Here is a 24,334-nt window from a genome sequence, read left to right as displayed (position 1 = left end):
CTTCATGGACTTGCGTTAACCAGACGCACGCACTGCGCGGAAGGTTGTGCAAGATTTCGCCGAACATTAATGATGCACATAACTTTTTCATTACCGAAGGTGGTACCCGTCCGGGCGCGGGCCGACGCCGCCGACCGGTGTCGTCCGGGGGCTGGTGGGCGCGGGTCCGCGCGCACGATCATGGGGTGCATGGATGAGCGAAGCGCACGCTGGAGCCGGGCGACCGTCTACCCCGACATGTGGGTCGATCCGGACGACGATCCGCGCAACAGCGACGGGGTCAGTCCGGACGGCGAACTCGCCACACTTCAGGACTTTCTGTCGAATTACCGCGCAACCCTGCTGATGAAGTGCGAGGGCCTGGACGCGGAGCAGATGGCCCGGCGGTCGGTGCCGCCGTCGACGATGTCACTGCTCGGCCTGGTCCGGCATCTCGCCGAGGTGGAGCGCGACTGGCACAACTGGATCGGCGACGGCGAACCGCTGCCGAAGCTGTACGGCAGCGGGAACGGCGGGGACGACGGCGGGAACGGCGGGGACGACGGGGACTTCGACGGGGCCGTCGCCGAGCAGGCCGAGGTGGACGCCGCGTACGCCGCTCTGGCGCGCGAGCAGGCCGCGACCGACGCCGCGCTGGCCGAGCACCCGGACCTGGGCGAGCGGCTGGGGAAGGACGGGTTCGCGGTACGGGAGCTGCTGGTGCACAGGATCGAGGAGTACGCCCGGCACTGCGGGCACGCCGACCTGTTGCGGGAGCGCATCGACGGCCGGGTGGGCCAGTGACGGGCACCGGGGCGGCCGACCGGACTCCGGCCACGGCGGAAGCGGCCGCGCGGAGGTGAACGCGCGGGGTTGAAGGGGACACGGCCTGTTGTAAGGGGACGCGGCCCGTTGTGCGGAACAGGAACGAGAACGGGCACGGCCGGTCCCGGACCGCGGAACAGCGCGGTCGGGCCCGGCCGGGCACGGGGTGACTCAGACGTTGACGCCGAAGTCCTGGGCGATGCCGACCAGACCGGACGCGTAGCCCTGGCCGACCGCGCGGAACTTCCACTCCGCGCCGTTGCGGTACAGCTCGCCGAAGACCATGGCCGTCTCGGTGGCGGCGTCCTCGGAGAGGTCGTAGCGGGCGATCTCGGTGCCGCCGGCCTGGTTGACGATGCGGATGTAGGCGTTGCGGACCTGGCCGAAGTTCTGGCCGCGGTTCTCGGCCTCGTAGATGGAGACCGGGAAGACGATCTTGTCGATGTCGGCCGGGAGGGCGGCGAGGTTGACGTTGATCGCCTCGTCGTCGCCGGCGCCCTCGCCGGTGCGGTTGTCGCCCGTGTGGACGATCGAGCTGTCCGGGGTCTGCTTGTTGTTGAAGAACACGAAGTGGGCGTCCGAGTAGACCTTGCCCTGCGTGTTGACCGCGATCGCGGAGGCGTCCAGGTCGAAGTCCGTGCCGGTGGTGGTGCGGACGTCCCAGCCGAGGCCCACGGTGACGGCGGTCAGGCCCGGAGCCTCCTTGGTGAGCGAGACGTTGCCACCCTTGGACAGGCTTACAGCCATGGTTTGGGAGTCCCTTCCCTCGTTGCTTACCTACGGCTTCGTACTGGGGACGAAGCTACCCTCACCGGGAAGAACGCCAAGGGGGGTCCAGGAGGTTCCGCATCCCTTTACCTTTTTTACCCTCCTTGGCCCAGTCTCCGGCTCGGCAAAGGCCCGGTCTCCGGCTCCGGCAAATCGGGGTGACGCGGACCGGACGATGAGGCGACCATGGAGAGCATGTCCGGTCCTTACGTCATCCGTGGCTCCGTCTCGCTCCCCGAGGCCGAGCTGATGTGGCGTTTCTCACGTTCGTCAGGGCCTGGCGGACAGCACGTCAACACCAGCGACTCGCAGGTCGAGTTGCGCTTCGACCTGGCGCGGACCGAGGCGTTTCCCCAGGTGTGGAAGGACCGGGCGCTGCGGCGCCTCGCGGGCCGGCTCACCGACGGCGTGCTGACCGTCCGGGCGTCCGAGCACCGGTCCCAGTGGCGCAACCGCGAGACCGCCGCGGTGCGCCTCGCGGCCCTGCTCGCCCAGGCGACCGCGCCACCGCCCAAGCCCCGGAAGCCGACCCGGATCCCGCGCGGGATCAATGAGCGGCGGCTGCGGGAGAAGAAGCAGCGCTCGGACACCAAGCGCGGCAGGTCCGGCCGGGACTGGACGAACTGAGCCGGGCCCTCGTGTCACATTCCCGTCCCGCCGTACGTCACCTCCATGTACGTCGTCCCCAGGACGGCAGGTACGCCGTCCCCATGACAGCCGGGGCGGTCTCCACGACGGACGAGGGTGTGGCCAGCGATGAACGAACACCGGACCGGGCACGGGCATGAAGGCACGGGCGTCGGCGCCGGTGCGGGTGCGAGTGAGGCCGAGGCGCTGGCCCGGAGCTTCGAGGTGTACCGGCCCCGGCTGCGGGCCGTCGCCTACCGCGTGCTCGGTTCGGCCGCCGAGGCCGAGGACGCGGTGCAGGAGGCGTGGTTCCGGCTGAGCCGCACCGACGCCGGCCGGGTGGAGAACCTGGGCAGCTGGCTGACGACCGTGGTCGGCCGGGTCTGCCTGGACATGCTCCGCTCCCGCAGGTCCCGCGCCGAGGAGCCCCTGGAGTCCGGCCCGCCGGTCGCCGTCGCGGACGCCGGACCCGAACAGGACGCCCTGCTGGCCGACTCGGTCGGCGTCGCCCTTCTCGTCGTCCTCGAAACCCTCACGCCCGCCGAACGCCTGGCGTTCGTGCTGCACGACCTGTTCGCGGTGCCGTTCGAGGAGGTCGCCGGTGTTCTCGGCCGCACCCCGGCCGCCGCCCGCCAGCTCGCCAGCCGGGCCAGACGGCGGGTGCAGGGTGCCCCGCTGCCGGGCGCCGACCTGGCCCGGCAGCGCAAGGTCGTGGAGGCGTTCCTGGCCGCGACGCGCGACGGCGACTTCGAGGGGCTGCTCGCGGTGCTCGACCCGGACGTGGTGGCCCGCAGCGCGGCCGGGGTCACGACGGGCGCGGAGCGGGTCGTCGCCGGGGCGACGCGTTTCCCGCACCTGGCCCACCTCACCCACGTGGCCCTGGTCGATGGGACCCCCGGTCTGGTGATGCTGGTGGACGGCCGGCCGGAGCGGGTCCTGGCCTTCACCTTCGTACACGACCGCATCGCGGCCATCGACATCGTCATCGCCCCCGACGACCGCCTGTCCCGGCTGACCGTCACACCGGTGTGAGGCCCGGTGGGCCGCCGGTGGCGCTACGTCAGTTCGAGCACCCCGACCGTCTGTCCCCCGCTGGTCTCACCGGTGGTACGGAAGCCGAGTCGCCGGTAGAACTCCTCGGGACCGTCCGGGCCCGGGTGCCAGGTGACGTGGAGCTGCTCGTCGCCGCGGCGGCGCAGCTCGGCGGCGACGGACTCGACCGCGAAACGGCCGTACCCGCGGCCCTGTTCGCCGGCCGCGATGTTCAACCGCCACAGCCCCGAGCGGAACAGGCTCCCGTCGCCCCGCCAGTCGATGCCGAGGAAGGCCATGAGGAAGCCGACCGGGCGGTCGTCGTCGCCGTCCACGATCAGCCGCGGCCAGGCGACGCCCGCGGGATGGACGTACGCCTCGGCGAGGGAGCGCACGACGGGCTCCACGGCGGACTCCTGGTCGGGCCGGACCCGGATGCCGAGGGCGGCGTCGAGGGTGCGCGGCGTGATCACTTCCAGGCGGGGCGTCATCCGGGCACCGTAATTCCGCTGCCGATCACCGTGCCAGGGATTTTCGCCTGCCGGGCCGGGGGATTCGGCTGCGTGGGCACCGGGAATCCCACACCGCCGCGGACGTCCCCGGTCCTCGCACCCCGAGGCACCCCGGCCTTCGCCCCCGGTCCGCACGCAGGGTCCTCGGTCCGCACCCTGGCCTTCGCCCCCGGTCCGCACGCCGGGCCCGCGCCCCGCACGCCCGGCCCGCGGCCCTCAGCCCAGCCGGCGGTACCGCCCCCGGAAGTACAACAGCGGCCCCCCGTCCGCGCTGGGCAGGTCCGCGGTCAGTACGCGGCCGATCACCAGATTGTGGTCCCCGGCCGGGACCACCTGTTCGGTGCGGCACTCCAGGGTCGCGAGGGCGCCGCGCACCAGGGGCGCGCCGGAGACCGCGCCGCGGGCGTAGGGGATGTCCTCGAACAGCAGCCGGTCACTGATGCGGCCCTTCATGGCGAAGCGGCCGGCGATGTGCCGCTGGCTCTCGGAGAGCACGGACACCGCCCACAGGGGCTGCTCGGCGAGCAGGTCGTCCATGCGGGAGCCCTCGCGCAGGCTGACCATGACCAGCGGCGGGTCCAGCGACACGGACAGGAAGGCCGTGGCCGTCATTCCGGCGTCCTCGCCGGCCGGCGCCGTCGGGTCGTCCGGGGCGAGCGGCGGCTCCTGCGCGGTGACCAGGACCACGCCTGCGGCCAGCCGGGACATGGCGGCCCGGAACTCGTCGTTGCTCACCCCCTCAGCATGCCCGGGGACGGCGGGGGAGGGCGGCGAAGGAGTGTTCAGCACGGCGGAAACGCTAATCTTCGCTCCGGGTCCGTCGCATCGGGCCTCCGCCCGAGACTGGTCCTAGGACCAGGGGACGAAGAACGCCGAGACTCTTCCTGATTGTTCATGTTCTTCTGTGACTTGAGTCACAAGGGCCATGAATTGTTGACCCTGTGTACCGAGTGGGCAGCGCACTGTGATTCAGTGGCGGTGAAGCTGCAAGGGCACCACGGAAGAGATAACGCCGAACAGAACCCTTGATTCACTGCGAGGTCTCGGGGGGAGGGCGAGCATGGAGACCGAGTCGGAGCCCTACGTCCGCCTTGCCTCCCTCCGGCAACTGCACCAGGCCATGGCCGACATGAACACGGCCCGCAGCCTGGCGGACACCCTCCAGACCGTCGCCGACGGCGCCGTCACCGCCCTCGGCTACGAACTGGCCTGCGTCAACCTCGTACGCGCCGACGGCGACCTGGTGGTCGCCGCCTTCTCCGGCAACGCCGCCGCCGAGGCCCTGATCACCGGCCGGGTCGGCTCCCGGGAGTCCTGGGACCGCCGGCTGCGCATGGGCGAGTCCTGGGGCGACCTGCGGTTCATACCGCACACCGAGGGCTGGGTCCTCGACGACGACGACGTCCCGCAGTGGTTCACCGACGGGCCCGAGCCCCGCTTCGAGGACGAGTGGCACCCCGCCGACCGGCTGTTCGCCCCCATGAACACGCCCGGCGCGCAGGGCGGCGGCTCCGGTGAACTGCTCGGCGTGATCTCCGTGGACCGGCCGCGCAACGGACGGCACCCGGGCGCCTGGGGCCGCGAGGCCCTCCAGATGTACGCGTTCCAGGCGGCCATCGCGATCAGCAACGCCCGGCTGCGGGCGAACATGCAGCGCGCCCTGGTCCGCCTGGAGCGGGAGCAGCAGGCGCTGCGCGCGAGCGAGGAGAGCTTCCGGCAGGCGTTCGAGTACGCCCCGTCCGGCATGGCGATCGCCGAGCTGGGCGGGGACCAGCACGGCCGCATCCTGCGCACCAACGACGCGCTGTGCCGGCTGCTGGGCCGCCCCGCCTCCGCGATGCGCCGCTACTCCTTCTCCGACCTCGTCCACCCCGAGGACATCGGCACACTGCTGCGCACCTCCGCCGAGGGCGGCCGGGCGGAGCTGCGGCTGGGCCGCCGGGACGGCTCCTACGTCTGGGTGTCGCTGCGCAACTCCGTCGTCGCGGACGCCGCCGACGGCCCCCGCTTCCTGCTCACCCACGTTGAGGACATAGAGGAACGCAAGCGCCGCGAGCTGCAACTCGCCCACCGCGCCTCGCACGACTCCCTCACCGGCCTGCCGAACTCCGCCGAGCTGCGCGCGCGGCTCGCGTCCCGCCTGTGCCGCCGCCCCACGCACGTCGACGACCTGGAGTCGCTGGACGCCGCGTACGGCCATCCTGCCTACGACGTGAACGGTCACGGCTTCGACTTCGCCTCCGGCGCGGCTCGCTACGACGGCTTCGACCACCACGTGCACGTCGTCGCACCCGAGGGCGACCGCGACGACGGCACCAAGGGCCTCGCGGTCCTCTTCTGCGACCTCGACGGCTTCAAGTCGATCAACGACCGGTTCGGGCACAACGCGGGCGACGCGGTCCTCATCGAGGTGGCGCGGCGGCTGTCGCGCGGCGTCCGCGACGGCGACACGGTGGCCCGCCTCGGCGGCGACGAGTTCGTCATCCTGGCCGACGGCCTCGGCAAGGCCGACGCCCAGGACCTCGCCGTACGCCTGCGCAACGAGATCATCCAGCCGATCCGGGCCGAGGGCCGGGCGGTGCGGGTCGGCGCGAGCTTCGGCATCGGCTGGGCGCATTGCGGCATGACGGCGGACGAGGTGTTGAAATCCGCTGACGAGCGGATGTACGTCGAGAAACGATCTCGTCCCAAACAACACAGGCGAGCCGGATGAGCGCAGGTCAGTGGGCTGAAGCACATGAGGTCACCCGTTTGGCCCAGTGAGAGCGGGTAGGCTCGCTGTTCACCACCCGTCTCCACTACCCGTACCGCATCCGCCCGCACCTGTTGAGGAGTACTAGGCATGACGCCCGGCGACAACGGCGCGAGCACGCCCGAGGACGACGACCCGTTCGGTTATCTGTACGCCGACGGGCAGGCCAGGGGAGCCCAGCCGCCGTCCGGTGGCTACGGCTACCCGAACTCGGTCAGCAGGGTGCGCGCGGTGGGGGAGCGCCAGTACGGCCAGCAGGCCCCCTACGGCCAGCAGCCCCCGGCCGGCTACGGGGACCAGACGGTGCCCGTGCAGCAGCAGGGCGCCTACGGCCAGTCGAACGCCCACTACCAGGCCCCGGAGACCTTCCCCGGTGGTGCCGGGCCGGGCGCCCCGCAGCCCACGCACGGCGGCGGTGGCCGAAACGGCCGCGGCCCGAACACCAAGGGGCTGCTGATCGGCGCGATCGCGGTGGTCGCCGCGGTGGTCATCGGCATCAGCGTGGCCATGTTCAGCAACACGAACGGCGACAAGAGCGACGGCGCGCCCACGGCCTCTGCCTCGACGGACGATGCCGGCTCTCAGGAGTCGGCTTCCTCCAGTCCCACGAAGACCGCTGCCTCCGGGCCGGGCGTGCAGGACGCGGCGGCTTTGCCGCTCGGGGGCGGCGCCCAGGTCGGCACCGAGTACTCCGGTGCCCGGGCCGCCGGCGGCAAGTACGTCGACCAGATGACGCAGCCCGGGGCCTCGGTGACCTGGAAGGTCGACGTGCCCAAGGCCGGCACGTACGACCTGTGGATGCGGTACGCCAACGCCGAGAAGGACGCGGCGAGTGCGACGACCGTGGTGAACGGCAAGGCGCTGAGCTACAAGCCGGATCTGCAGAACTACGGCAAAGAAGGCGACTGGAACGCCTGGTACCGCTCCTACGTCTCCGTCCAGCTCGACAAGGGGACGAATACGGTGGCTGTCACCTGCGGTCAGGGAGACGCCTGCCATTTCAATCTGGACCAGTTGGCGTTGCTCCAGGAGGGGCAGAAGCCCGGCTGGTAAATGCCCGATCGGTAAATGCCCGGCCGGTAAACGGATGTGACGGGCAGTGATTTACGGCGTGGTCATTTCAGGGTGGTCATTTCTGGGTGGTCATTTCAGGATGATCGCCGTAGCGGGCCGTCGGGCAACACCTGGGTGACCCCGCACATCGGTGGACCGAGCGATACGTCGCACACGGGTGCGTTCACCTCGGGGCTTTCCACCGGGCCGACAACGTCGGACGCCAAGGGCCGTACGGGTCCGCGCAAGCGGCCTCACACGGCCCTCGCTGTTTCCCCGGACCTCAAGCCGACACGCTGACGTCGGTCCGGGACAGCAGCTCCTCATAGGCCGCCCGGTCGAACTCCCCCGCCACCGGTGCCGCCACCGTCGCCGCCGACAGGGCGACCGCGCGGGCCAGCCGGTCCGGCCAGGCGAGGTCCTCCACCAGGCCCGACAGCAGGCCCGCCACCGCCGAGTCGCCGGCGCCGGTGGGATTGCCGGTCACGGTGGCGGGCGGGGCGGCCCGCCAGTGGCCGTCCGCGGTGTGGGCGAGCAGACCGTCCGGGCCGAGGGAGGCGACCACCGCGTGGGCGCCGCGCCGCCTGGCGTCCCGGGCCGCGCGCAACGGCTCGTGGAATCCGGTGAGTTCGGCCAGTTCCTCGGCGTTGGGCTTGGCGATGTCCGGGCGGGCCGCCACCCCGCGCCGCAGCGGCTCCCCGCTGGTGTCGAGCAGCACCGGGACGCCGGCCGACCGGGCGGCCCGTATGAGGCCCGCGTAGGCCCCGACCGGTACCCCGGGCGGCAGGCTGCCGCACAGCGCCACCGCCGAGGCCGGCCCGAGCAGACCCGCGTACGCCTCCTGGAACGCGGCCCACTCGATGGCGGTGACCTGCGGCCCCGGCTCGTTCAGCTGGGTCGTGTCGCCGCTGCGCTCGTCGACCACGGCGATCGTGCGCCGGGTCGCGCCCGCGATCGGGACCAGCGCGTCCAGCACGCCCGGGGTGTCGGCGAGCCGTTCGCGGATCTCCCGGCCGGTGCCGCCGCCGGCGAACCCGGTGACCGTCACCTCGTGCCCGAGGGCCGCGAGCACCCGGGCCACGTTCACGCCCTTGCCGCCCGGCCGCTCGGCGACCGCGGACACCCGGTGCGTCGCGTGCGGCCGCAGCGAGCGCACGCGATAGGTGAGGTCGAGAGCGGTGTTGAGCGTGACCGTGAGGATCACCTGGGCCGACCTCCCTCGCGCCGTGCTGACCTGTGGCGTGCAGATCTGTGGCGTGCAGATCTGTGGCGTGCTGACCTGTGCCGTGCGTCTCGTCACGATCATGCCAAACAGACGGCGAGGGGCCCAGACCGCGGACGGTCCCGGACACCTCGCCGACGCCCCGGCGTGGGGACGGATCAGGGCAGTTGGGGATCGACCACCCACTCGCCCCGCCGCATCACGCCCTTGAGGTCGAAGCTGTCGTCGAGCAGGACGAGGTCGGCGTCCTTGCCGGGCTCCAGGGAACCCACCCGGTCGGCCAGGCCCAGCAGCCGGGCCGGGTTCGCGGACAGCGCCGTCACCACGTCCTCGACCGGCAGCCGGTCGACCGTCACCGCCCGCTTGAAGGCGCGGTCCAGGGTCAGGGTCGAGCCCGCGATGGAGCCGCCCTGCACCAGCCGGGCCACCCCTTCGCTGACCTCGACCTCCAGCGGGCCGAGCATGTAGCGGCCGTCGCCGGTCCCGGCCGCGTCCATCGCGTCGGTGATGAACGCGACCCGCCCGGCGCCCGCGTGCCGGAACGCCAGCTCCAGCGCGGCCGGGTGCAGATGGGTGCCGTCGTTGATCAGCTCGACCGTGACCCGTTCGTCCTCCAGCAGCGCGGCGACCGGGCCGGGCGAGCGGTGGCCGAGCGGCGGCATCGCGTTGAACAGGTGGGTGGCGACCGTCGCGCCCGCGTCGATCGCCTCCTTCGTCTGCTCGTACGTCGCGTCCGTGTGGCCGATGGCGGCGATCACGCCCTGCTCCGCCAGCAGCCGGACGGAGTCGATGCCGCCCGGCAGTTCGGCGGCCAGGGTGATCATCCGGGTCCAGCCGCGGCCCGCCTCGACCAGTCGCAGCACCTCGGCCGGGTCCGGGTCGCGCAGCAGTTCCTCGGCGTGCGCGCCCTTGCGGCACGGCGAGATGAACGGGCCCTCGAAGTGGATCCCGGCGATGTCGCCCTGCTCGGCCAGTTCGGCCAGCAGTCCGGCCTGCTTGACCAGGAAGTCCATGTCGTCGGTGACGGTGGAGGCGACCAGCGTGGTGCTGCCGTGCAGCCGGTGGGTGCGCACGGCCGTCAGGATCTCGTCGGCGGTGCCCGAGAACGCGGCGCCCCCGCCGCCGTGGTTGTGGAGGTCGACGAAGCCGGGCACCACCCAGTGGCCCCGTACGTCGATCACTTCGGCGTCCGCGGGGGAGGCAGCCGCGATCCGGGTACCCTCGACGGCCACGCGGCCGTCGGTCACGATCCCGGTGGGCAGCACCACCCGGGCACCGGCAAGAACGGTACTGGGGGCCATCAGGCGGTTACCTCCGTGGGGTCAGCGGTTTCGAGGAGATCCCGGGCGAGGAGTCCCGCGCCGAGGCAGCCGGCGGTGTCGCCGAGTGCGGCGGGGACGAGCGACGGGACTTTCTGGAAGGTGACGCGGCGCCGGACGGCGTCCCGCAGCGGCGAGAACAACGTTTCCCCGGCTTCGGCGAGCCCGCCACCGATGATCAGCGTGCCCGGGTCCAGCAGGGTGAGCGCGGTGACCAGCCCGTCGGCCAGCGCGCCCACCGCCTCCTGCCAGATCCGTACGGCGTCCGGATGGCCGGACACGACGGCCTTCGCGCAGTCGGCGGCGTCCGCGCCGGGCCCGCCGCCGGCCGCCGCCCAGGCGTCGCTCACGGCCGCCGCGGAGGCGTACCGCTCCAGGCAGCCGCGCTGCCCGCAGGGACACGGGGCGCCGCCGGGCCGTACGACGATGTGGCCGATCTCGCCGGCGAAGCCGTGCGCGCCCGCCTCCACCCGGCCGTCGATGCCGATGGCGCCCGCGATGCCGGTGCCCAGCGGCACGAACAGGAAGCGGTCCGCGCCCCGGCCGGCGCCGATCCGGCCCTCGGCGAGGCCGCCGGTGCGCACGTCGTGGCCGAGCGCGACCGGGACGCCGAGCCGGGCCGCGAGCAGGTCGCGCAGCGGTACGTCGCGCCAGCCCAGGTTGGCCGAGTAGACGGCGACGCCGTCCGTCTCGTCGACGATGCCCGGGACCGCGATGCCCGCCGCGACCGCGGGCTCCCCGAACCGCCCGACGCCCTGCGCGCGCAGTTCCTCGGCGAAGTCGAGGATGCCCGCGACCACCGCTTCGGGCCCGCGGTCCCGGCCGGTCGCGCGGCGGTCCTGGTGCAGCAGTTCGCCGCCGTCCCCGACCAGGGCGGCCTTCATCCCGGTGCCGCCCACGTCGAGGGCGATGACATGTCTCACGGGGAACAGTGTGGACCGCGGACCCATAAGAGGTCTAGTCCACTTACGCGGTCCAGACCTTTCGATGTCCACCGGTGCGGGCCCTGGGACCGGGCCGGTGTCGGTGCCCGGCGCTACCGTTCCCCCATGGAACCGGACGACCGCCACGAACTGGGCCGACGCGAAGCGGCCATCCTCGCGTTGGAACGCCGGGGCTTTCCGGGACCCGGCGCCAAGGAGCGGGCGATACGCGAGGAACTGGGCCTGGCCCCGGTCCGCTACTACCAGCTCCTGAACGCCCTGCTGGACGACGCCCGCGCCCTCGCCCACGACCCGGTCACGGTCAACCGGCTGCGCCGGGTCCGCGAGACGCGCCGCACCCAGCGCTGAGGCCCGCCCCGCGCGCTCCCGCGGACACGGGCGCGTCCGGACCGCCCCCGTGCGCGCGTCGCATCCGGACCGCCCCCGCCGGGCATGCGTGCGCACCGCCTTCCCGGGATAGGTACGCCGTATGGGCAACCGAACGGATTCGACGGACTCGACGGACTCGACCGACCCCCGGGACGCGCTCCCCACGCCCGTGACCCGGGCGGGGCGGGACGGGCTCGCGGCTCTGCTCGCCCGGCCGCGCACCGCGGTGATCGGGCTCGACTTCGACGGGACGCTCGCGCCGATCGTCGCCGACCCCGAGCAGGCCCGCGCCCACCCGGACGCCGTGCCCGCGCTCGCCGGCCTCGCCCCGAAGGTGGCCGCCGTCGCGGTGGTCACCGGACGCCCCGCCGGAGTGGCGGTCCGGCACGGCGGCTTCGCGGGCGTACCAGGGCTGGAACACCTCGTCGTGCTCGGCCACTACGGCGCCGAACGCTGGGACGCGGTCAGCGGCACCGTCAGCGCCCCCGCCCCGCACCCCGGCGTCGCCGCCGTCCGCGCCGAACTGCCCGGCTTCCTCGACCGGATCGGCGCCTGGCGGGGCACCTGGATCGAGGAGAAGGGGCGGGCCGTCGCCGTGCACACCCGGCGCGCCGAGGACCCGCAGGCCGCGTTCGAGGCCCTGCGCGGCCCGCTCGCCGAACTTGCCGCCCGGCACGGCCTGATCGTCGAACCCGGCCGTCTGGTCCTCGAACTCCGCCCGCCCGGCATGGACAAGGGCGTCGCCCTGCTGGAGTACGTCCGCGAGATCGGCGCCCGGTCCGTGCTGTACGGCGGCGACGACCTCGGCGACCTGCCGGCCTTCGCGGCCGTCGACAAACTCCGCTCGGACGGCGTACCCGGCCTGCTGGTGTGCAGCGGCAGCACCGAGGTGACGGAACTCGCCGAACGCGCCGACCTGGTGGTGGACGGCCCGGCGGGCGTCGTACAACTCCTGAGAACCCTGTCCACACACCTACCCTGACCGCCCGCCCGTTCCAAGGGGCGCGGGGAACTGCGCGACCAGCCACGTCTTGGCCGCAGCCGGGGTACGGGGACGCCCGCGGCCGTGGGTGGGGTGTGGGTTCGGGCCCCACTGGGCCGGTGGCAGCGCCCCTTTTGAGGGGCGCGGGGAACTGCGCGACCAGCCACGTCTTGGCCGCAGCCGGAGTACGGGGACGCCCGCGGCCGTGGGTGGGGTGTGGGTTCGGGCCCCACTGGGCCGGTGGCAGCGCCCCTTTTGAGGGGCGCGGGGAACTGCGCGACCAGCCACCTCCCGGCCGCAGCCGGAGAACGACGACACCCCCGCCTCAGCCGGCGCAGCACACCGCCCCAGCCGGCGCAGCACCCCGCTCAGCCGGCCCGCAGGCCCTCCAGCTGGTCCAGGAACCACCGGCCGGGCGGCAACGCCACCGCCGCGGCAGCCAACCGCTTCGTCCGTTCCGCCCGCTCGTCCGCCGGCAGGCTGAGCGCCCGGTGCAGGGCGTCCGCCGTGTCCCCGATGTCGTACGGGTTGACGGCGAGCGCGTCCTCGCCCAGCTCCTCGTACGCCCCGGCCTCCCGGGAGAGCACCAGCGCGCAGCCCTTGTCGGAGACGACCGGCACCTCCTTCGCGACCAGGTTCATGCCGTCCCGGATGGGGTTGACCAGGGCCACGTCGGCGAGCCGGTAGGCGGCCAGCGAGCGGGCGAAGTCGTCCTTGACGTGCAGCACGACCGGGGTCCAGCCCGGCGTGCCGTAGCGGGAGTTGATCTCCTCGGCGAGCCGTCGCACCTCGGCCGTGTAGTCCCGGTAGACGGCGAGGTCCTGCCGGGAGGGGTAGGCGAAGGCGACGTGCACGACCCGCTCGCGCCAGTCGGGGTGGTCGTCGAGGAGCTGCCGGTACGCCAGCAGCCCGCGCACGATGTTCTTCGACAGCTCGGTGCGGTCCACCCGCACGATCGTCCGGCGTCCCGCGCCGATCTCCGCGCGCAGGGCGGCCATCCGCTCCTCGACGTCCGCCTCGTGCGAACGGGCGCGGAGGAATTCGGGGTCGGCGCCTAGGCCGTGCACGTCGACGACGGTCCTGCGGGCGGACACCTGGGCGCCGGCCGGATGCTCAAGACCCCGCGGCCCCGCCTCCGCCTCCGCCCCGGCCCCGGACGCCCCGAACCGCCGCACACCGGGGTCCGCCGCCTGCGCGCACTCCATGAACGCCCGCGCCCAGCGCCAGGTCAGGAAGCCGAGCCGGTCCGCGCCCAGCATCCCCCGCACCAGCTGTGACCTGATGTCGTCCGGCAGCATCCGGAAGTACTCCGCGGGCGCCCACGGCGTGTGTGAGAAGTGCCCGATCCTGAGGTCCGGCCGCTTCTCGCGCAGCATGCCCGGCACCAGGCACAGGTGGTAGTCCTGCACCAGCACCGCGGCGCCCTCGGCCGCCTCCTCGGCCAGCGCCTCGGCGAACATCCGGTTGTAGGTCTCGTACGACGCCCACTGACGGCGGAACTCCGCGTCGAAGACGGGCTCCAGCGGTGTCTGGTACAGCATGTGGTGGACGAACCAGAGGACCGAGTTCGCGATGCCGTTGTACGCGTCCGCGTGCACGTCGGCCGGGACCGCGAGCATCCGCACGCCGTCCTCGCCCACACCGCGCCGCACCGCCTCCCGGTCGCCGTCGGACAGCGCCGAGCACACCCACAGCGCGCCCGCCTCGGGCCCGATCGCCGACAGCCCGGAGACCAGCCCGCCGCCGCCCCGCCTGGCGGCCAGCGAGCCGTCCTCCCGGACGCCGTACGAGACCGGGCCGCGGTTGGACGCGACCAGCACCTGGGCAGCACCCTGCGTGGAAGCCATACGCCTCAACCTAGCCCGGCCCGGAAACGCTCAAACGTACGGTTGCGGCCAGTCAGCGATCGTATACGGTGAGTTTTTCCCGCTCACGCGACCTGGCGCCGCGCGTACTCGGCGATCTCCACCATGGGCGGCCGTTCCTCGGTGTCCACCGCGTGGGTGTGCGGCTCGAAACCGTCCTCGCCCCGCTCGAACTGGGTGAGGCGGGGCCGTACCAGGTGTCCGCGGGCCAGCCGCAGCTGCGCGGTGCGGTAGATCGCCGCGGCCATCCGGCCGAGCGCCTGCCCGTCCTGGTGCCGGTGCTTGCGCACGCCCACGTCGACCTGGGCGAGCGCGTCCAGGCCCACCAGGTGCAGGGCGTCGACCAGCATGCCCAGCTCGACGCCGTACCCGACCGGGAACGGCAGCTGTTCCAGCAGCGAGCGGCGGGCCGCGTACTCGCCGCCGAGCGGCTGCACGAAACCGGCCAGCTGCGGCCAGTGCATGTTGAGCAGCGGGCGGGCCATCAGCTCGGTGACCCGGCCGCCCTGCCCGGCCGCGCCGGCCAGCGGGCGGTCGTACATGGCCTTGACCAGGTCGACGTCCGGCTCGGTGAGCAGCGGGCCGACGATCCCGGTGACGAAGTCGGAGGAGAAGTTCCGCAGGTCGGCGTCGACGAAGCAGACGATGTCCCCGCTGGTGACCAGCAGCGAGCGCCACAGCACCTCGCCCTTGCCGGGGACGGCGGGCAGCCGGGGCAGGATGTCGTCGCGGTGCACCACCCGGGCGCCCGCCGCGGCGGCCACCTCGGAGGTGCGGTCGGTGGACCCCGAGTCGACGACGACGATCTCGTCGACCAGCGGCACCTCCCGCAGCATGAGGTCGTGCCGGACGGCGGCGACGATGGCGCCGACCGTCGCCTCCTCGTCGAGCGCGGGCAGGACCACGGAGACCGACAGGCCGGTGCGCTGTTTCGCGGCGAGTATCTTGTGCAGCGGTCGATCGGTCACGGACCAGGAGCGGGTGGCCAGCCAGCGTTCCACTTCTTCCAGCACGGTCGGCGGCTCCTCACTGTCGTGATCACACCGGGTGCGTGTGTGACCCATCTCGCGGTTCGGACGACTATCTCAACTGTCCTGGCCTTCGGTTACAGTCTTGAACAACGCGGATGACCATCGCATGTCGGGGGTCATCGGTGTACACAACCGCATACAGCTCATCCAGAGGGGCAGAGGGATACGGCCCGATGAAGCCCCGGCAACCCTCCAGTCGGTACTCGTACTGATCGCAGCGCAATCCGATCGTTCTCGCGAGGCTCCCGGCTTGGGAAGGTGCCAATTCCGTCTCACGGCGAGATGCGTCGTGGGGAAGATGAGGAGAAAGGGCCTCGCCTCACATGGCTGTGCAGACCGTTGCAAGCACCACGAACCCGACCGTCGACCTCGGCCCCGCCGCTGCCCTGAGCTGCCGCGAGTGCGGTCACCGGGTACCGCTCGGCCCGGTGTTCGCCTGCGAGGAGTGTTTCGGCCCGCTGGAGATCGCGTACGACTACTCGGCCTACGACACCGAGGAGCTGCGCCGCACGATCGAGGCGGGACCCGCGAACATCTGGCGCTACGCGCCGCTGCTGCCCGTCCCCGCGGACGTGGCCGGGAAGCCCAATCTGAACCCCGGCTGGACCAAGCTGGTCCAGGCCGACAACCTGGCCCGCGAGCTGGGCGTCACCGGCGGCCTGTACGTCAAGGACGACTCCGGCAACCCGACGCACTCCTTCAAGGACCGGGTGGTCGCCCAGGCGCTGGAGGCGGCGCGCGCCTTCGGCTTCACCACCCTCTCCTGCTCCTCGACCGGCAACCTGGCCGGAGCCGTCGGCGCCGCCGCCGCCCGCGCGGGCCTGCGTTCCTGCGTGTTCATCCCGCACGACCTGGAGCAGGGCAAGGTCGTCATGGCCGCGGTCTACGGCGGTGACCTCGTCGGCATCGAGGGCACCTACGACGACGTGAACCGTTTCTGCTCCGAGCTGATCGGCGACCCGGCCGGCGAGGGCTGGGGCTTCGTCAACGTCAACCTGCGGCCGTACTACGCGGAGGGCTCCAAGACCCTGGCGTACGAGATCTGCGAGCAGCTCGGCTGGCGGCTGCCCGACCAGATCGTCGTCCCGATCGCCTCCGGCTCCCAGCTCACCAAGATCGACAAGGGGCTGAAGGAGCTGATCGCGCTGGGCCTCGTCGAGGACCGGCCCTACAAGATCTTCGGCGCGCAGGCCGAGGGCTGCTCGCCGGTGTCGGCCGCGTTCAAGGCCGGACACGAGGTGGTCCGGCCGCAGAAGCCGAACACCATCGCCAAGTCCCTGGCGATCGGCAACCCGGCCGACGGCCCCTACGTCCTCGACATCGCCCGCCGCACCGGCGGCGCCGTGGAGGACGTCACGGACGAGCAGATCGTCGACGCGATCAAGCTGCTGGCGCAGACCGAGGGCATCTTCGCGGAGACGGCCGGCGGGGTGACCGTGGGCGTGACGAAGAAGCTGATCGAGAACGGTGTCCTCGACCCCGCGCTCACCACGGTCGTCCTCAACACCGGCGACGGCCTCAAGACCCTCGACGCGGTGGCCGGCACCGGCCTGACCGCCACCATCCGTCCGAACCTGGACTCCTTCCGAGCGGCCGGCCTCGTATGACCGGCGGTTCCGCATGACTGGCGGTTCCGCATGACCGGCGGTTCCGCATGACTGGCGGCGTGCCGCCGGCCGGTCCTGACCGAGCCCGTGTCCGAGACGCCGTCCGAGGCCGCATCCGAGGTCGTATGCGTGCCGCGGGCCGGCGGAGCCCGTCACTCCCCTTCCCCGCCGTACCACCTGTGCACCCGACCGGAGGTCACACCGCATGAGCGTCACCGTTCGTATCCCCACCATCCTGCGCACCTATACCGGCGGTCAGGCCGAGGTGAGCGCCGAGGGTGCCACCCTCGGTGAGGTGATCGCCGACCTGGAGAAGAACCACACGGGCATCGCCGCCCGGGTCCTGGACGACCAGGGCCAGTTGCGCCGCTTCGTCAACGTGTACGTGAACGACGACGACGTCCGCTTCGAGCAGGGCCTTCAGACCGTCACCCCGGAGGGCGCGGGCGTCTCCATCATCCCGGCCGTGGCCGGCGGCTGACCCCTCGTTACCTTCGGTTACGCCTGTCACCGACTGTTCATCGAATTGCCCCCTCCGTGAGAGAAGCGGAGGGGGCAATTCAGTGGGGTTGAGCGCGGTAGAGTTGGGGAACGCGAGCCCCACGCCCGGGGCGCGGTCCCTGGAATCATTCCGCGCGCCCCGCAAGAAGTCGCCAATCTGTGCGCGTTTTTTGTGGCTTTTACTCCTTTTATGAGGCCCGACTTGCCCTGAATTCTGGTGAATTCTCGGGAGATTCCCGACCGGGTACGTCCAGATTTCTCGTCCGATTGACCTGTTGCAGACGGCAGTTGGACAGATACATTCAGCCGCGGTCGACGCGTTCCGGCGCACGCCCCCAAACCTTGGGGGGTGAGGTCTGACCCGGGTCCGCGAGGTGTGGATCTGTGCAAGGGCCAGTAATAGGGGAGTTAGGCATGGCTCAGGGCACCGTCAAGTGGTTCAACGCGGAGAAGGGGTACGGCTTCATCGCGGTCGACGGTGGTGCGGACGTCTTCGTCCATTACAGCGCCATTCAGATGGACGGCTACCGCACCCTGGAAGAGGGCCAGCGGGTCGAGTTCGAGATCTCGCAGGGTCAGAAGGGCCCGCAGGCCGACATGGTTCGCGTCACCGCCTGAATTTTCTTGTCACGAAGGACCCGCACCTTTACGGGTACGGGTCCTTCGTCATGTCCTTATGTCCTCGCGCCGGAGTCGTCATCCGTTCCGGTCGCCGTCCCGGCACCTGTTCCCGGCACCTGTTCCCCGTTGCGTGCTCCCGTCGCCGTCCGGGGGCGCGCCGACGCGTGTTCGCGCACGGCTGACGCACCCCCGGCACGCCGGAAGCCGACCACTTCCATTCGTGGAGCCACGTCACCCGACCACCACCCCTTGGAGCCCGCTTCGCGGGCGCGCCTTGCTCCCACCCGTCACCCGACCACCACCCCTTGGAGCCCGCTTCGCGGGCGCGCCTTGCACTCGACCCACCCGAGTGCTAATCATTGGCGTTAGCACTCTGAAGGTGAGAGTGACAATGAAGGACCGGGTCGGTGAGGCCCGTAGGCCGGGTGGGGCAAGGAACCACGAGGCCGACGAGCCGTCCGTCGCGGGCGCGGGCGCGGTCCGTTGGAATCACCCCCAGTCCTGGAGGGACCACTTCACATGGCCAAGATCATCGCGTTCGACGAGGAGGCGCGGCGCGGCCTTGAGCGCGGTATGAACCAGCTCGCCGACGCCGTCAAGGTCACCCTCGGCCCCAAGGGCCGCAACGTCGTCCTTGAGAAGAAGTGGGGCGCCCCCACGATCACCAACGATGGTGTCTCCATCGCCAAGGAGATCGAGCTGGAGGACCCGTACGAGAAGATCGGCGCCGAGCTGGTCAAGGAAGTCGCCAAGAAGACGGACGACGTCGCCGGTGACGGTACGACCACCGCGACCGTCCTCGCCCAGGCCCTGGTCAAGGAGGGCCTGCGCAACGTCGCCGCGGGTGCCAACCCGATGGCCCTGAAGCGCGGTATCGAGAAGGCCGTCGAGGCCGTCTCCACCGCCCTGCTGGAGCAGGCGAAGGACGTCGAGACCAAGGAGCAGATCGCCTCCACGGCCTCCATCTCCGCCGCCGACACCCAGATCGGCGAGCTGATCGCCGAGGCCATGGACAAGGTCGGCAAGGAAGGCGTCATCACCGTCGAGGAGTCGCAGACCTTCGGTCTTGAGCTTGAGCTCACCGAGGGCATGCGCTTCGACAAGGGCTACATCTCCGCGTACTTCGCGACCGACATGGAGCGTATGGAGGCGTCCCTGGACGACCCGTACATCCTGATCGCCAACTCCAAGATCAGCTCCGTCAAGGACCTGCTCCCGCTCCTGGAGAAGGTCATGCAGTCGGGCAAGCCGCTGCTGATCATCGCCGAGGACGTCGAGGGCGAGGCCCTGTCGACCCTGGTCGTCAACAAGATCCGCGGCACCTTCAAGTCCGTCGCCGTCAAGGCCCCGGGCTTCGGCGACCGCCGCAAGGCCATGCTCGGCGACATCGCCATCCTCACGGGCGGCGAGGTCATCTCCGAGGAGGTCGGCCTCAAGCTGGAGAACGCGACCCTGGACCTCCTGGGCCGCGCCCGCAAGGTCGTCATCACCAAGGACGAGACCACCATCGTCGACGGTGCCGGCTCCTCCGAGCAGGTCAACGGGCGGGTCAACCAGATCCGCGCCGAGATCGAGAACAGCGACTCCGACTACGACCGCGAGAAGCTCCAGGAGCGCCTGGCCAAGCTCGCGGGCGGCGTGGCCGTCATCAAGGCCGGTGCCGCCACCGAGGTGGAGCTGAAGGAGCGCAAGCACCGCATCGAGGACGCCGTGCGCAACGCCAAGGCGGCCGTCGAGGAGGGCATCGTCGCCGGCGGTGGCGTGGCCCTGCTCCAGACCACCAGCGTCTTCGAGAAGCTGGAGCTGGACGGCGACGAGGCGACCGGCGCGCAGGCCGTCAAGCTCGCCCTGGAGGCCCCGCTCAAGCAGATCGCCGTCAACGCCGGCCTTGAGGGCGGCGTCGTGGTGGAGAAGGTCCGCAACCTCACCCCGGGTCACGGCCTGAACGCCGCGACCGGTGAGTACGTCGACCTGGTCGCCGAGGGCATCATCGACCCGGCGAAGGTCACGCGTTCCGCTCTGCAGAACGCCGCCTCCATCGCCGCGCTGTTCCTCACCACCGAGGCCGTCATCGCCGACAAGCCGGAGAAGGCCGCCGCGGCCGCTCCGGGCGGCATGCCGGGCGGTGACATGGACTTCTGATCCTTCCTGGATCACCTGTCCTTTTCCGAGGGCGGTACTCCCTGTCTGTGACGGGGGGTGCCGCCCTCGGGCGTTGCGGCGGCCTGTCCGGTAGCGAGCGGCCCACCGGTTCATATGACATGTGTCAATCTGGTACATGACCTAGCATTGGTACATGTCGATGAAGCGCACGAATGTCTACGCCGACCCCGAGGATCTGGCGATCATCAAGGAGGCCGCCAGACGGCGCGGGATAAGCGAGGCGGAGATCATCCGTCAGGGCATCCACCTCGCGGCCATGGCGAACAGGGTCTGGGACGAGCCGCTTTTCTCGCGCACCTTCGAAGGTCCGGGCCGTACCCCGTCCAAGGCCGAGGTCCGGGACACGGTCGCCGACGCGGTCCGGCGCGAGGCCGGCTCCGAGCCCGGGACCGCTGCGTGATCATTGTCATCGCCGACACGTCCGGCCTCCTGGCGGCCCTGGACCTGCATCACCCGGAGCACGGGGCGGCCAACGAGGCGATCATGGCGGCCGGTCTCCTGGTCATGTCCCCACTTCTGCTCGCGGAGCTGGACCACGTCGCCACGCGCGAGCTGGGGCGGGATGCCGCTCTCAGCGCCGTCGACGATCTGCGGCGCTGGATGAGCCGCGGGCGTGTGGTCATGCCGGAGATCACTGAGGCCCAGCTGGGTGCCGCCCAGTCCGTCCGGGTCCGTTATCGCGCGCTGGACCTCGATCTCGCCAACGCGGTGAACGTGGCGCTGGCCGCCGACTACGACACGGACGCGATCCTCACCCTCGACCGGCGGGACTTCCGGGCCGTACGCCCGCTGGGTCGTCACAAGGCGTTCCGGGTACTTCCGGACGACCTACCGCTCTGATCTCCGTGTTCCGCTGAAGCAGTGCCGGGCGTGGATCCTTGGCGAGCGCGCGGACCGCCGCGGCGGTTGCTTTCGCAGCGGCCACTCGTCGTCATGTTCGAGATGCCCTTGCCAGGGCTCGGGGCTGGTGAACCGGTCGGTATTTTCAGCCGTTTCAGGAGGTGGAAGAAACTGGAGCAAGTGGAAGCTGGGCGTAGGGCCGGTCGGAGTCGGCGGTGACTTCTGCGCTGTCACATGCCCGAACACAGGAGGAGTGACTCTCGGATGGTGGAGCGGGCGCGGGACGATTACTCCCCGGCCAGATCTTTCGGCTCGGCGGCAGACAGCGATTCCGGGGGTTCCTACGAGGGCTTCGAGAGTACTCCAGAGGACTTCCGGCAGGCATGGGAAGCCTTTCCCGGGAGGAGGGTCGGGCCGGACCCGGTGGAAACGGTGGGTTCCGGGGAATCCAGATACGGCGTCGACCCGGTATATCTCACGGTGGCCAACAGCGGACCGGCTGCCGACTATGAGATCGCTCATAGGTTGGACCGTGATCCGCTCTACCGCTTTGAGACCCACACGAGGGAGCGCGGCCTCGGAATTGTCTTCAGGGACGGGTTCGAGAATAAAAGCGATAAAGTTCCCTCCAGTATCCAGTACTACCAGAACAACCACAGAGAAACGGTGTATGTCAGTTCCAGCCGGGACCGGGATCCGGCAGGACCCAAACCGCTGTGGGTCAATGAGGGGGAATACGCGCGGTACTCCATGCCGAATGTACCCGGGGGGATCGACGTCCTGGCCACTCTCCGCGAGGTGGCCTTCCGTCATCAGCAGGAAATCATCCATTACAAAGGGATATCTACCCTGTACATCGGCGGTGCGGACGTGTTCAGCATGCCGGACGAGCGCGATGGGCACGACCGGCTGATCGGGTCTGCGGACAATCTGCTGGCTGCGCCGGAAGTACGGGATGCGCGGCGGAGACTGGAATGGGCGCTGACGCCGGAGAACGTCCGTGCGGCGACGCAGAATGCCAGAGAGGGCCGGGCATCGGAATACGAGCAGTTCCGTCACCAGTATGCCGAGTGGTATGCGCGGTCCGGGCAGCACACCGAACACGCAGGGGTGGACGGAAATCTCTGGTCTTACGCCGAGTGGTGGGCCAGGCATAAGAATGCGGACTCAGAGCAGTTTCGAGTGTTTTCCCAGGACTGGAACAACAGTCCTCACCCGTCCTGGAACGACGCGTCGCCCCCGCAGCCGCCGTCTGCGACGCAGGATCTCTACAACGAGGCAAGGTGGGCAAGAGATTCCGTCCGGCAGGATCCCGGCCGATGGCAAAATTACACGAAGATGTATCAGAGGTATCAAGAATTGCATCAGGGGGCGGATGCGCGGCGGAGCCAGCAGAGTCATATGGCCTCCGCTCCTCGGCCACCCGTCGGCATGTCGCCTTATCAGTGCGCTCCGCCGAGGCAGGAGGGTCAGGTGGAAAGGGGGAACCTTCCCCCGGCCCACCGGGGTAACTTCCAGCCTTCGGGGCGGGGGCGCGGCGCGGGGGGCCCGGCACGCTAGCGGTGGTTTGTCGGCCCCGGACGGTAAGGGTCGAGGTGGTGTGTCGGACCACTCTGGTCGAGGGATCCGCGGCAAGGGAGTGGTGTCCGGTCCGGTCGTTCTTTCAGGGAATTACGGTTCTGCCGTCGGGTGGATCAGGGTGGATCCGGCGGCGTTTTGTTATTCATGCCATGAGTGTCTTCCCTGCTCCTTCAGCGGGCGGACCTCTTATTACGGGCGGGTCCGAGATCGAGGGCAATGGGGCGCGGGGTGGCCGCCGACGGCCGCTGATCGGGCGAAGCGGGCCGCGACCACTCCGTGTCGGTTCCCTCCGGGAGGAAGGAAGCCACCGAGGCGGCCGACGGCAACAGCCGTTCGGCCGATTCCGTGGCAGCACCGCCGCTGCCCAGTGGCGCTCCGGCGGCACGAGCGTCGCGGGTATCGCGGTTCTGGGAGATCCCCGTTATCTCCCTGAGCCGCGTGGCGACGCGGTTCGCGGTATGCCGCACGGCCAGGGTGGCATCACTCTCAGGCCGCCGAGGACGATCCCCTGGCTGCCAGAACATGTCTATCTTCTTCTGCAGGGCAGCGTCCCGCGATCCGTACTTCTTCTCCAGAGCGCCGAACTCGTAGCCCGATTTATGCATGTAGTGGACCCAAGTACCGGGATCCCAAAAGCTTTCATGGTTGTCATCTGCCGTCTTGGCCAACTTCTGCACAAACAAGTCGTATTTATGGATCTCAGAGTATGGGGCCGGGTGATTCTGGCGGCCGGAATTATATCCGTGTTCCCACGCTTTCGCCAGCTCGGGTGTTCTCTCTCTTGTGGAACTCCGTGAATCATTTTCGTAGTAGATGTTTCTCGTTTCCTCCCAGAATTTCCTTTCTGCTTCAGGGAGTTCGGCGGCTCTTGGTGGTAGCACGGTGGTTTCCTCCTGGTTGAGTCTTCTGCGGCGTTCCAAGACACAACGGATCAGGTCGTTCCACGGTTCACGACAGCCGATCGGGCGCGCCTACGGCTGACTCACGCTCCACCGCGCCGGCCCTCGATGGGCATGGGCGTCAGTCGGCGTATTCCTTGAGTTCTTCGGTGTCGAGGGTGATGCTCACCGGGGCGGGGAGTTCGACGGTCGTGCCCCAGGGGTACGACTGGGTCTGCTGGTAGCGGCCGGCCTTGGGTTCGCTGTGGACGACGATGGTGTTGTTGTCGCGGTCGATGAGGAGGTAGACGGGGATCTCGGCCGCCGCGTAGCCGATGGGCTTGTCGATCCGATCGCGCTGGTCGGTGTCGCGGTCGTGGGAGGTGATCTCTACGGCCATGAGTGCGCCGTCGGGGGCGGACCATTCGCCGTGACTCCTGAAGTGGCCCACCGGTGCGAGGAACCCGTCGGTGCGGGCGCGGCCCTTGCGGTATGCCTCGGCCTTGACGCCCCGTTCGGGCATGAGGTTCAGCTCGGGGCGCTGCTGCATGCACTGGCGGAGCAGCCACATGAAGATCTCGCCGTGGTTGCCGTCCGGCACTGCCTTGACCTCGACTTTTCCGTTGATGTATTCGAGCCGCACGGTCTCTGGGGCCGCCGCGGCCAGTTCCTCGAATTCCTCGACGTCGAGCGGGCCGTGCCGAATGCACAGCCTTCCGCCGAGGAACTCCAGCCGGTTCCGCAGCTCTCGCGGAGCCCTGCGGACGAGTTCCTCGAAGTCCTCGACGGACATCTGCGGGCGGTCAGCGGTGTCAGGGGTCATGGCGTTGCCTCCTTCCCTCCATGGTGCATCGGAGTGATCT

The 24,334-nt window shown here is 70.4% G+C and carries 24 protein-coding genes and 1 riboswitch; of the genes, 14 read left to right on the top strand and 10 right to left on the bottom strand.

Going from position 1 to position 24,334, the window contains the following annotated elements; genetic code table 11:
• Positions 1-189 precede the first annotated feature (189 nt).
• On the top strand, positions 190-783 hold the full coding sequence (locus ACFY2B_RS12810; protein ID WP_390763157.1) for a DinB family protein: 594 nt from the start codon (positions 190-192) through the stop codon (positions 781-783).
• A 192-nt stretch (positions 784-975) separates the two neighbouring features.
• Here the strand turns inward: ACFY2B_RS12810 and ACFY2B_RS12805 are convergent, their stop codons facing one another.
• Positions 976-1,551, bottom strand: a complete 576-nt coding sequence (locus ACFY2B_RS12805; protein WP_390763156.1) for a TerD family protein — start codon at positions 1,549-1,551, stop codon at positions 976-978.
• Positions 1,552-1,758: 207 nt separating this feature from the next.
• Between ACFY2B_RS12805 and arfB the strand changes: the two genes are divergently transcribed.
• Together arfB and ACFY2B_RS12795 are read left to right on the top strand one after the other, a co-directional pair.
• A complete protein-coding gene (gene arfB / locus ACFY2B_RS12800) occupies positions 1,759-2,199 on the top strand; it encodes an alternative ribosome rescue aminoacyl-tRNA hydrolase ArfB (protein WP_376532658.1) in 441 nt (146 codons plus the stop codon).
• Positions 2,200-2,328: 129 nt separating this feature from the next.
• Positions 2,329-3,231, top strand: coding sequence for a sigma-70 family RNA polymerase sigma factor (locus ACFY2B_RS12795; protein WP_390763155.1), 903 nt, complete (start codon positions 2,329-2,331; stop codon positions 3,229-3,231).
• Between the two features lie 23 nt (positions 3,232-3,254).
• Here the strand turns inward: ACFY2B_RS12795 and ACFY2B_RS12790 are convergent, their stop codons facing one another.
• Together ACFY2B_RS12790 and ACFY2B_RS12785 are read right to left on the bottom strand one after the other, a co-directional pair.
• Positions 3,255-3,722: a GNAT family N-acetyltransferase gene (locus tag ACFY2B_RS12790; RefSeq protein ID WP_390763154.1), complete on the bottom strand. Its 468-nt coding sequence runs from the start codon at positions 3,720-3,722 to the stop codon at positions 3,255-3,257.
• 237 nt (positions 3,723-3,959) lie between these two features.
• On the bottom strand, positions 3,960-4,532 hold the full coding sequence (locus tag ACFY2B_RS12785; protein ID WP_390763153.1) for a flavin reductase family protein: 573 nt from the start codon (positions 4,530-4,532) through the stop codon (positions 3,960-3,962).
• Positions 4,533-4,803: 271 nt separating this feature from the next.
• Between ACFY2B_RS12785 and cdgB the strand changes: the two genes are divergently transcribed.
• Positions 4,804-6,456, top strand: coding sequence for a diguanylate cyclase CdgB (gene cdgB / locus ACFY2B_RS12780; protein WP_390763152.1), 1,653 nt, complete (start codon positions 4,804-4,806; stop codon positions 6,454-6,456).
• 129 nt (positions 6,457-6,585) lie between these two features.
• Positions 6,586-7,548 (top strand): CBM35 domain-containing protein, encoded by a 963-nt coding sequence (locus ACFY2B_RS12775; RefSeq protein WP_390763151.1) that lies wholly within the window; start codon positions 6,586-6,588, stop codon positions 7,546-7,548.
• A 283-nt stretch (positions 7,549-7,831) separates the two neighbouring features.
• Here ACFY2B_RS12775 and ACFY2B_RS12770 read toward each other — a convergent pair whose 3' ends face one another.
• The 3 genes from ACFY2B_RS12770 to ACFY2B_RS12760 all read right to left on the bottom strand — a co-directional run bounded on the left by ACFY2B_RS12770 (position 7,832) and on the right by ACFY2B_RS12760 (position 11,039).
• Complete coding sequence (locus ACFY2B_RS12770) at positions 7,832-8,752, bottom strand: 1-phosphofructokinase family hexose kinase (protein ID WP_390763150.1); 921 nt, start codon at positions 8,750-8,752, stop codon at positions 7,832-7,834.
• A 176-nt stretch (positions 8,753-8,928) separates the two neighbouring features.
• Positions 8,929-10,071, bottom strand: a complete 1,143-nt coding sequence (nagA, locus tag ACFY2B_RS12765) for an N-acetylglucosamine-6-phosphate deacetylase (protein WP_390763149.1) — start codon at positions 10,069-10,071, stop codon at positions 8,929-8,931.
• A complete protein-coding gene (locus tag ACFY2B_RS12760; protein WP_390763148.1) occupies positions 10,071-11,039 on the bottom strand; it encodes an ROK family protein in 969 nt (322 codons plus the stop codon). The genes nagA and ACFY2B_RS12760 overlap by 1 nt, the downstream gene beginning before the upstream one ends.
• 99 nt (positions 11,040-11,138) lie before the next feature.
• Here ACFY2B_RS12760 and ACFY2B_RS12755 point away from each other — a divergent pair, with 99 nt between their 5' ends.
• Positions 11,139-11,381, top strand: a complete 243-nt coding sequence (locus ACFY2B_RS12755; protein ID WP_390763147.1) for a DUF3263 domain-containing protein — start codon at positions 11,139-11,141, stop codon at positions 11,379-11,381.
• Positions 11,382-11,502: 121 nt separating this feature from the next.
• On the top strand, positions 11,503-12,384 hold the full coding sequence (otsB, locus tag ACFY2B_RS12750) for a trehalose-phosphatase (protein WP_390763146.1): 882 nt from the start codon (positions 11,503-11,505) through the stop codon (positions 12,382-12,384).
• A 368-nt stretch (positions 12,385-12,752) separates the two neighbouring features.
• On the opposite strand, the gene ACFY2B_RS12745 is transcribed toward otsB, so the two are convergent.
• Both ACFY2B_RS12745 and ACFY2B_RS12740 read right to left on the bottom strand, forming a co-directional pair.
• Positions 12,753-14,231, bottom strand: a complete 1,479-nt coding sequence (locus ACFY2B_RS12745; protein WP_390763145.1) for a trehalose-6-phosphate synthase — start codon at positions 14,229-14,231, stop codon at positions 12,753-12,755.
• Between the two features lie 83 nt (positions 14,232-14,314).
• A complete protein-coding gene (locus tag ACFY2B_RS12740) occupies positions 14,315-15,262 on the bottom strand; it encodes a glucosyl-3-phosphoglycerate synthase (RefSeq protein WP_390763144.1) in 948 nt (315 codons plus the stop codon).
• Between the two features lie 158 nt (positions 15,263-15,420).
• Positions 15,421-15,585, top strand: a riboswitch (SAM riboswitch).
• Positions 15,586-15,603: 18 nt separating this feature from the next.
• Here ACFY2B_RS12740 and thrC point away from each other — a divergent pair.
• The 7 genes from thrC (at position 15,604) to ACFY2B_RS12705 (ending at position 22,572) form a co-directional block, all read left to right on the top strand.
• The gene (gene thrC / locus ACFY2B_RS12735) at positions 15,604-16,887 is read left to right on the top strand and encodes a threonine synthase (RefSeq protein WP_390763143.1); all 1,284 of its coding nucleotides are present in this window, start codon (positions 15,604-15,606) and stop codon (positions 16,885-16,887) included.
• A 205-nt stretch (positions 16,888-17,092) separates the two neighbouring features.
• The gene (locus ACFY2B_RS12730; protein ID WP_390763142.1) at positions 17,093-17,368 is read left to right on the top strand and encodes a MoaD/ThiS family protein; all 276 of its coding nucleotides are present in this window, start codon (positions 17,093-17,095) and stop codon (positions 17,366-17,368) included.
• A gap of 434 nt (positions 17,369-17,802) precedes the next feature.
• On the top strand, positions 17,803-18,006 hold the full coding sequence (locus ACFY2B_RS12725; protein ID WP_004986573.1) for a cold-shock protein: 204 nt from the start codon (positions 17,803-17,805) through the stop codon (positions 18,004-18,006).
• 522 nt (positions 18,007-18,528) lie between these two features.
• Complete coding sequence (gene groL / locus ACFY2B_RS12720; RefSeq protein WP_376532628.1) at positions 18,529-20,151, top strand: chaperonin GroEL; 1,623 nt, start codon at positions 18,529-18,531, stop codon at positions 20,149-20,151.
• A 154-nt stretch (positions 20,152-20,305) separates the two neighbouring features.
• Positions 20,306-20,572 (top strand): CopG family transcriptional regulator, encoded by a 267-nt coding sequence (locus ACFY2B_RS12715; RefSeq protein WP_390763141.1) that lies wholly within the window; start codon positions 20,306-20,308, stop codon positions 20,570-20,572.
• Positions 20,569-21,012, top strand: a complete 444-nt coding sequence (locus ACFY2B_RS12710; protein WP_390763140.1) for a PIN domain-containing protein — start codon at positions 20,569-20,571, stop codon at positions 21,010-21,012. The genes ACFY2B_RS12715 and ACFY2B_RS12710 overlap by 4 nt, the downstream gene beginning before the upstream one ends.
• A gap of 264 nt (positions 21,013-21,276) precedes the next feature.
• Positions 21,277-22,572, top strand: a complete 1,296-nt coding sequence (locus ACFY2B_RS12705) for a hypothetical protein (RefSeq protein ID WP_390763139.1) — start codon at positions 21,277-21,279, stop codon at positions 22,570-22,572.
• A 191-nt stretch (positions 22,573-22,763) separates the two neighbouring features.
• Here the strand turns inward: ACFY2B_RS12705 and ACFY2B_RS12700 are convergent, their stop codons facing one another.
• Positions 22,764-23,513, bottom strand: coding sequence for a hypothetical protein (locus ACFY2B_RS12700; protein ID WP_390763138.1), 750 nt, complete (start codon positions 23,511-23,513; stop codon positions 22,764-22,766).
• A 100-nt stretch (positions 23,514-23,613) separates the two neighbouring features.
• The gene (locus ACFY2B_RS12695; protein ID WP_390763137.1) at positions 23,614-24,294 is read right to left on the bottom strand and encodes a Uma2 family endonuclease; all 681 of its coding nucleotides are present in this window, start codon (positions 24,292-24,294) and stop codon (positions 23,614-23,616) included.
• Between the last annotated feature and the right edge of the window lie 40 nt (positions 24,295-24,334).

Origin of the sequence: Streptomyces sp. NPDC001270 (assembly GCF_042896695.1) — a bacterium.
Lineage (GTDB): Bacteria > Actinomycetota > Actinomycetes > Streptomycetales > Streptomycetaceae > Streptomyces.
Note: the sequence above shows the minus strand (reverse complement) of the source record. Positions and strands in the feature narration are given on the sequence as shown.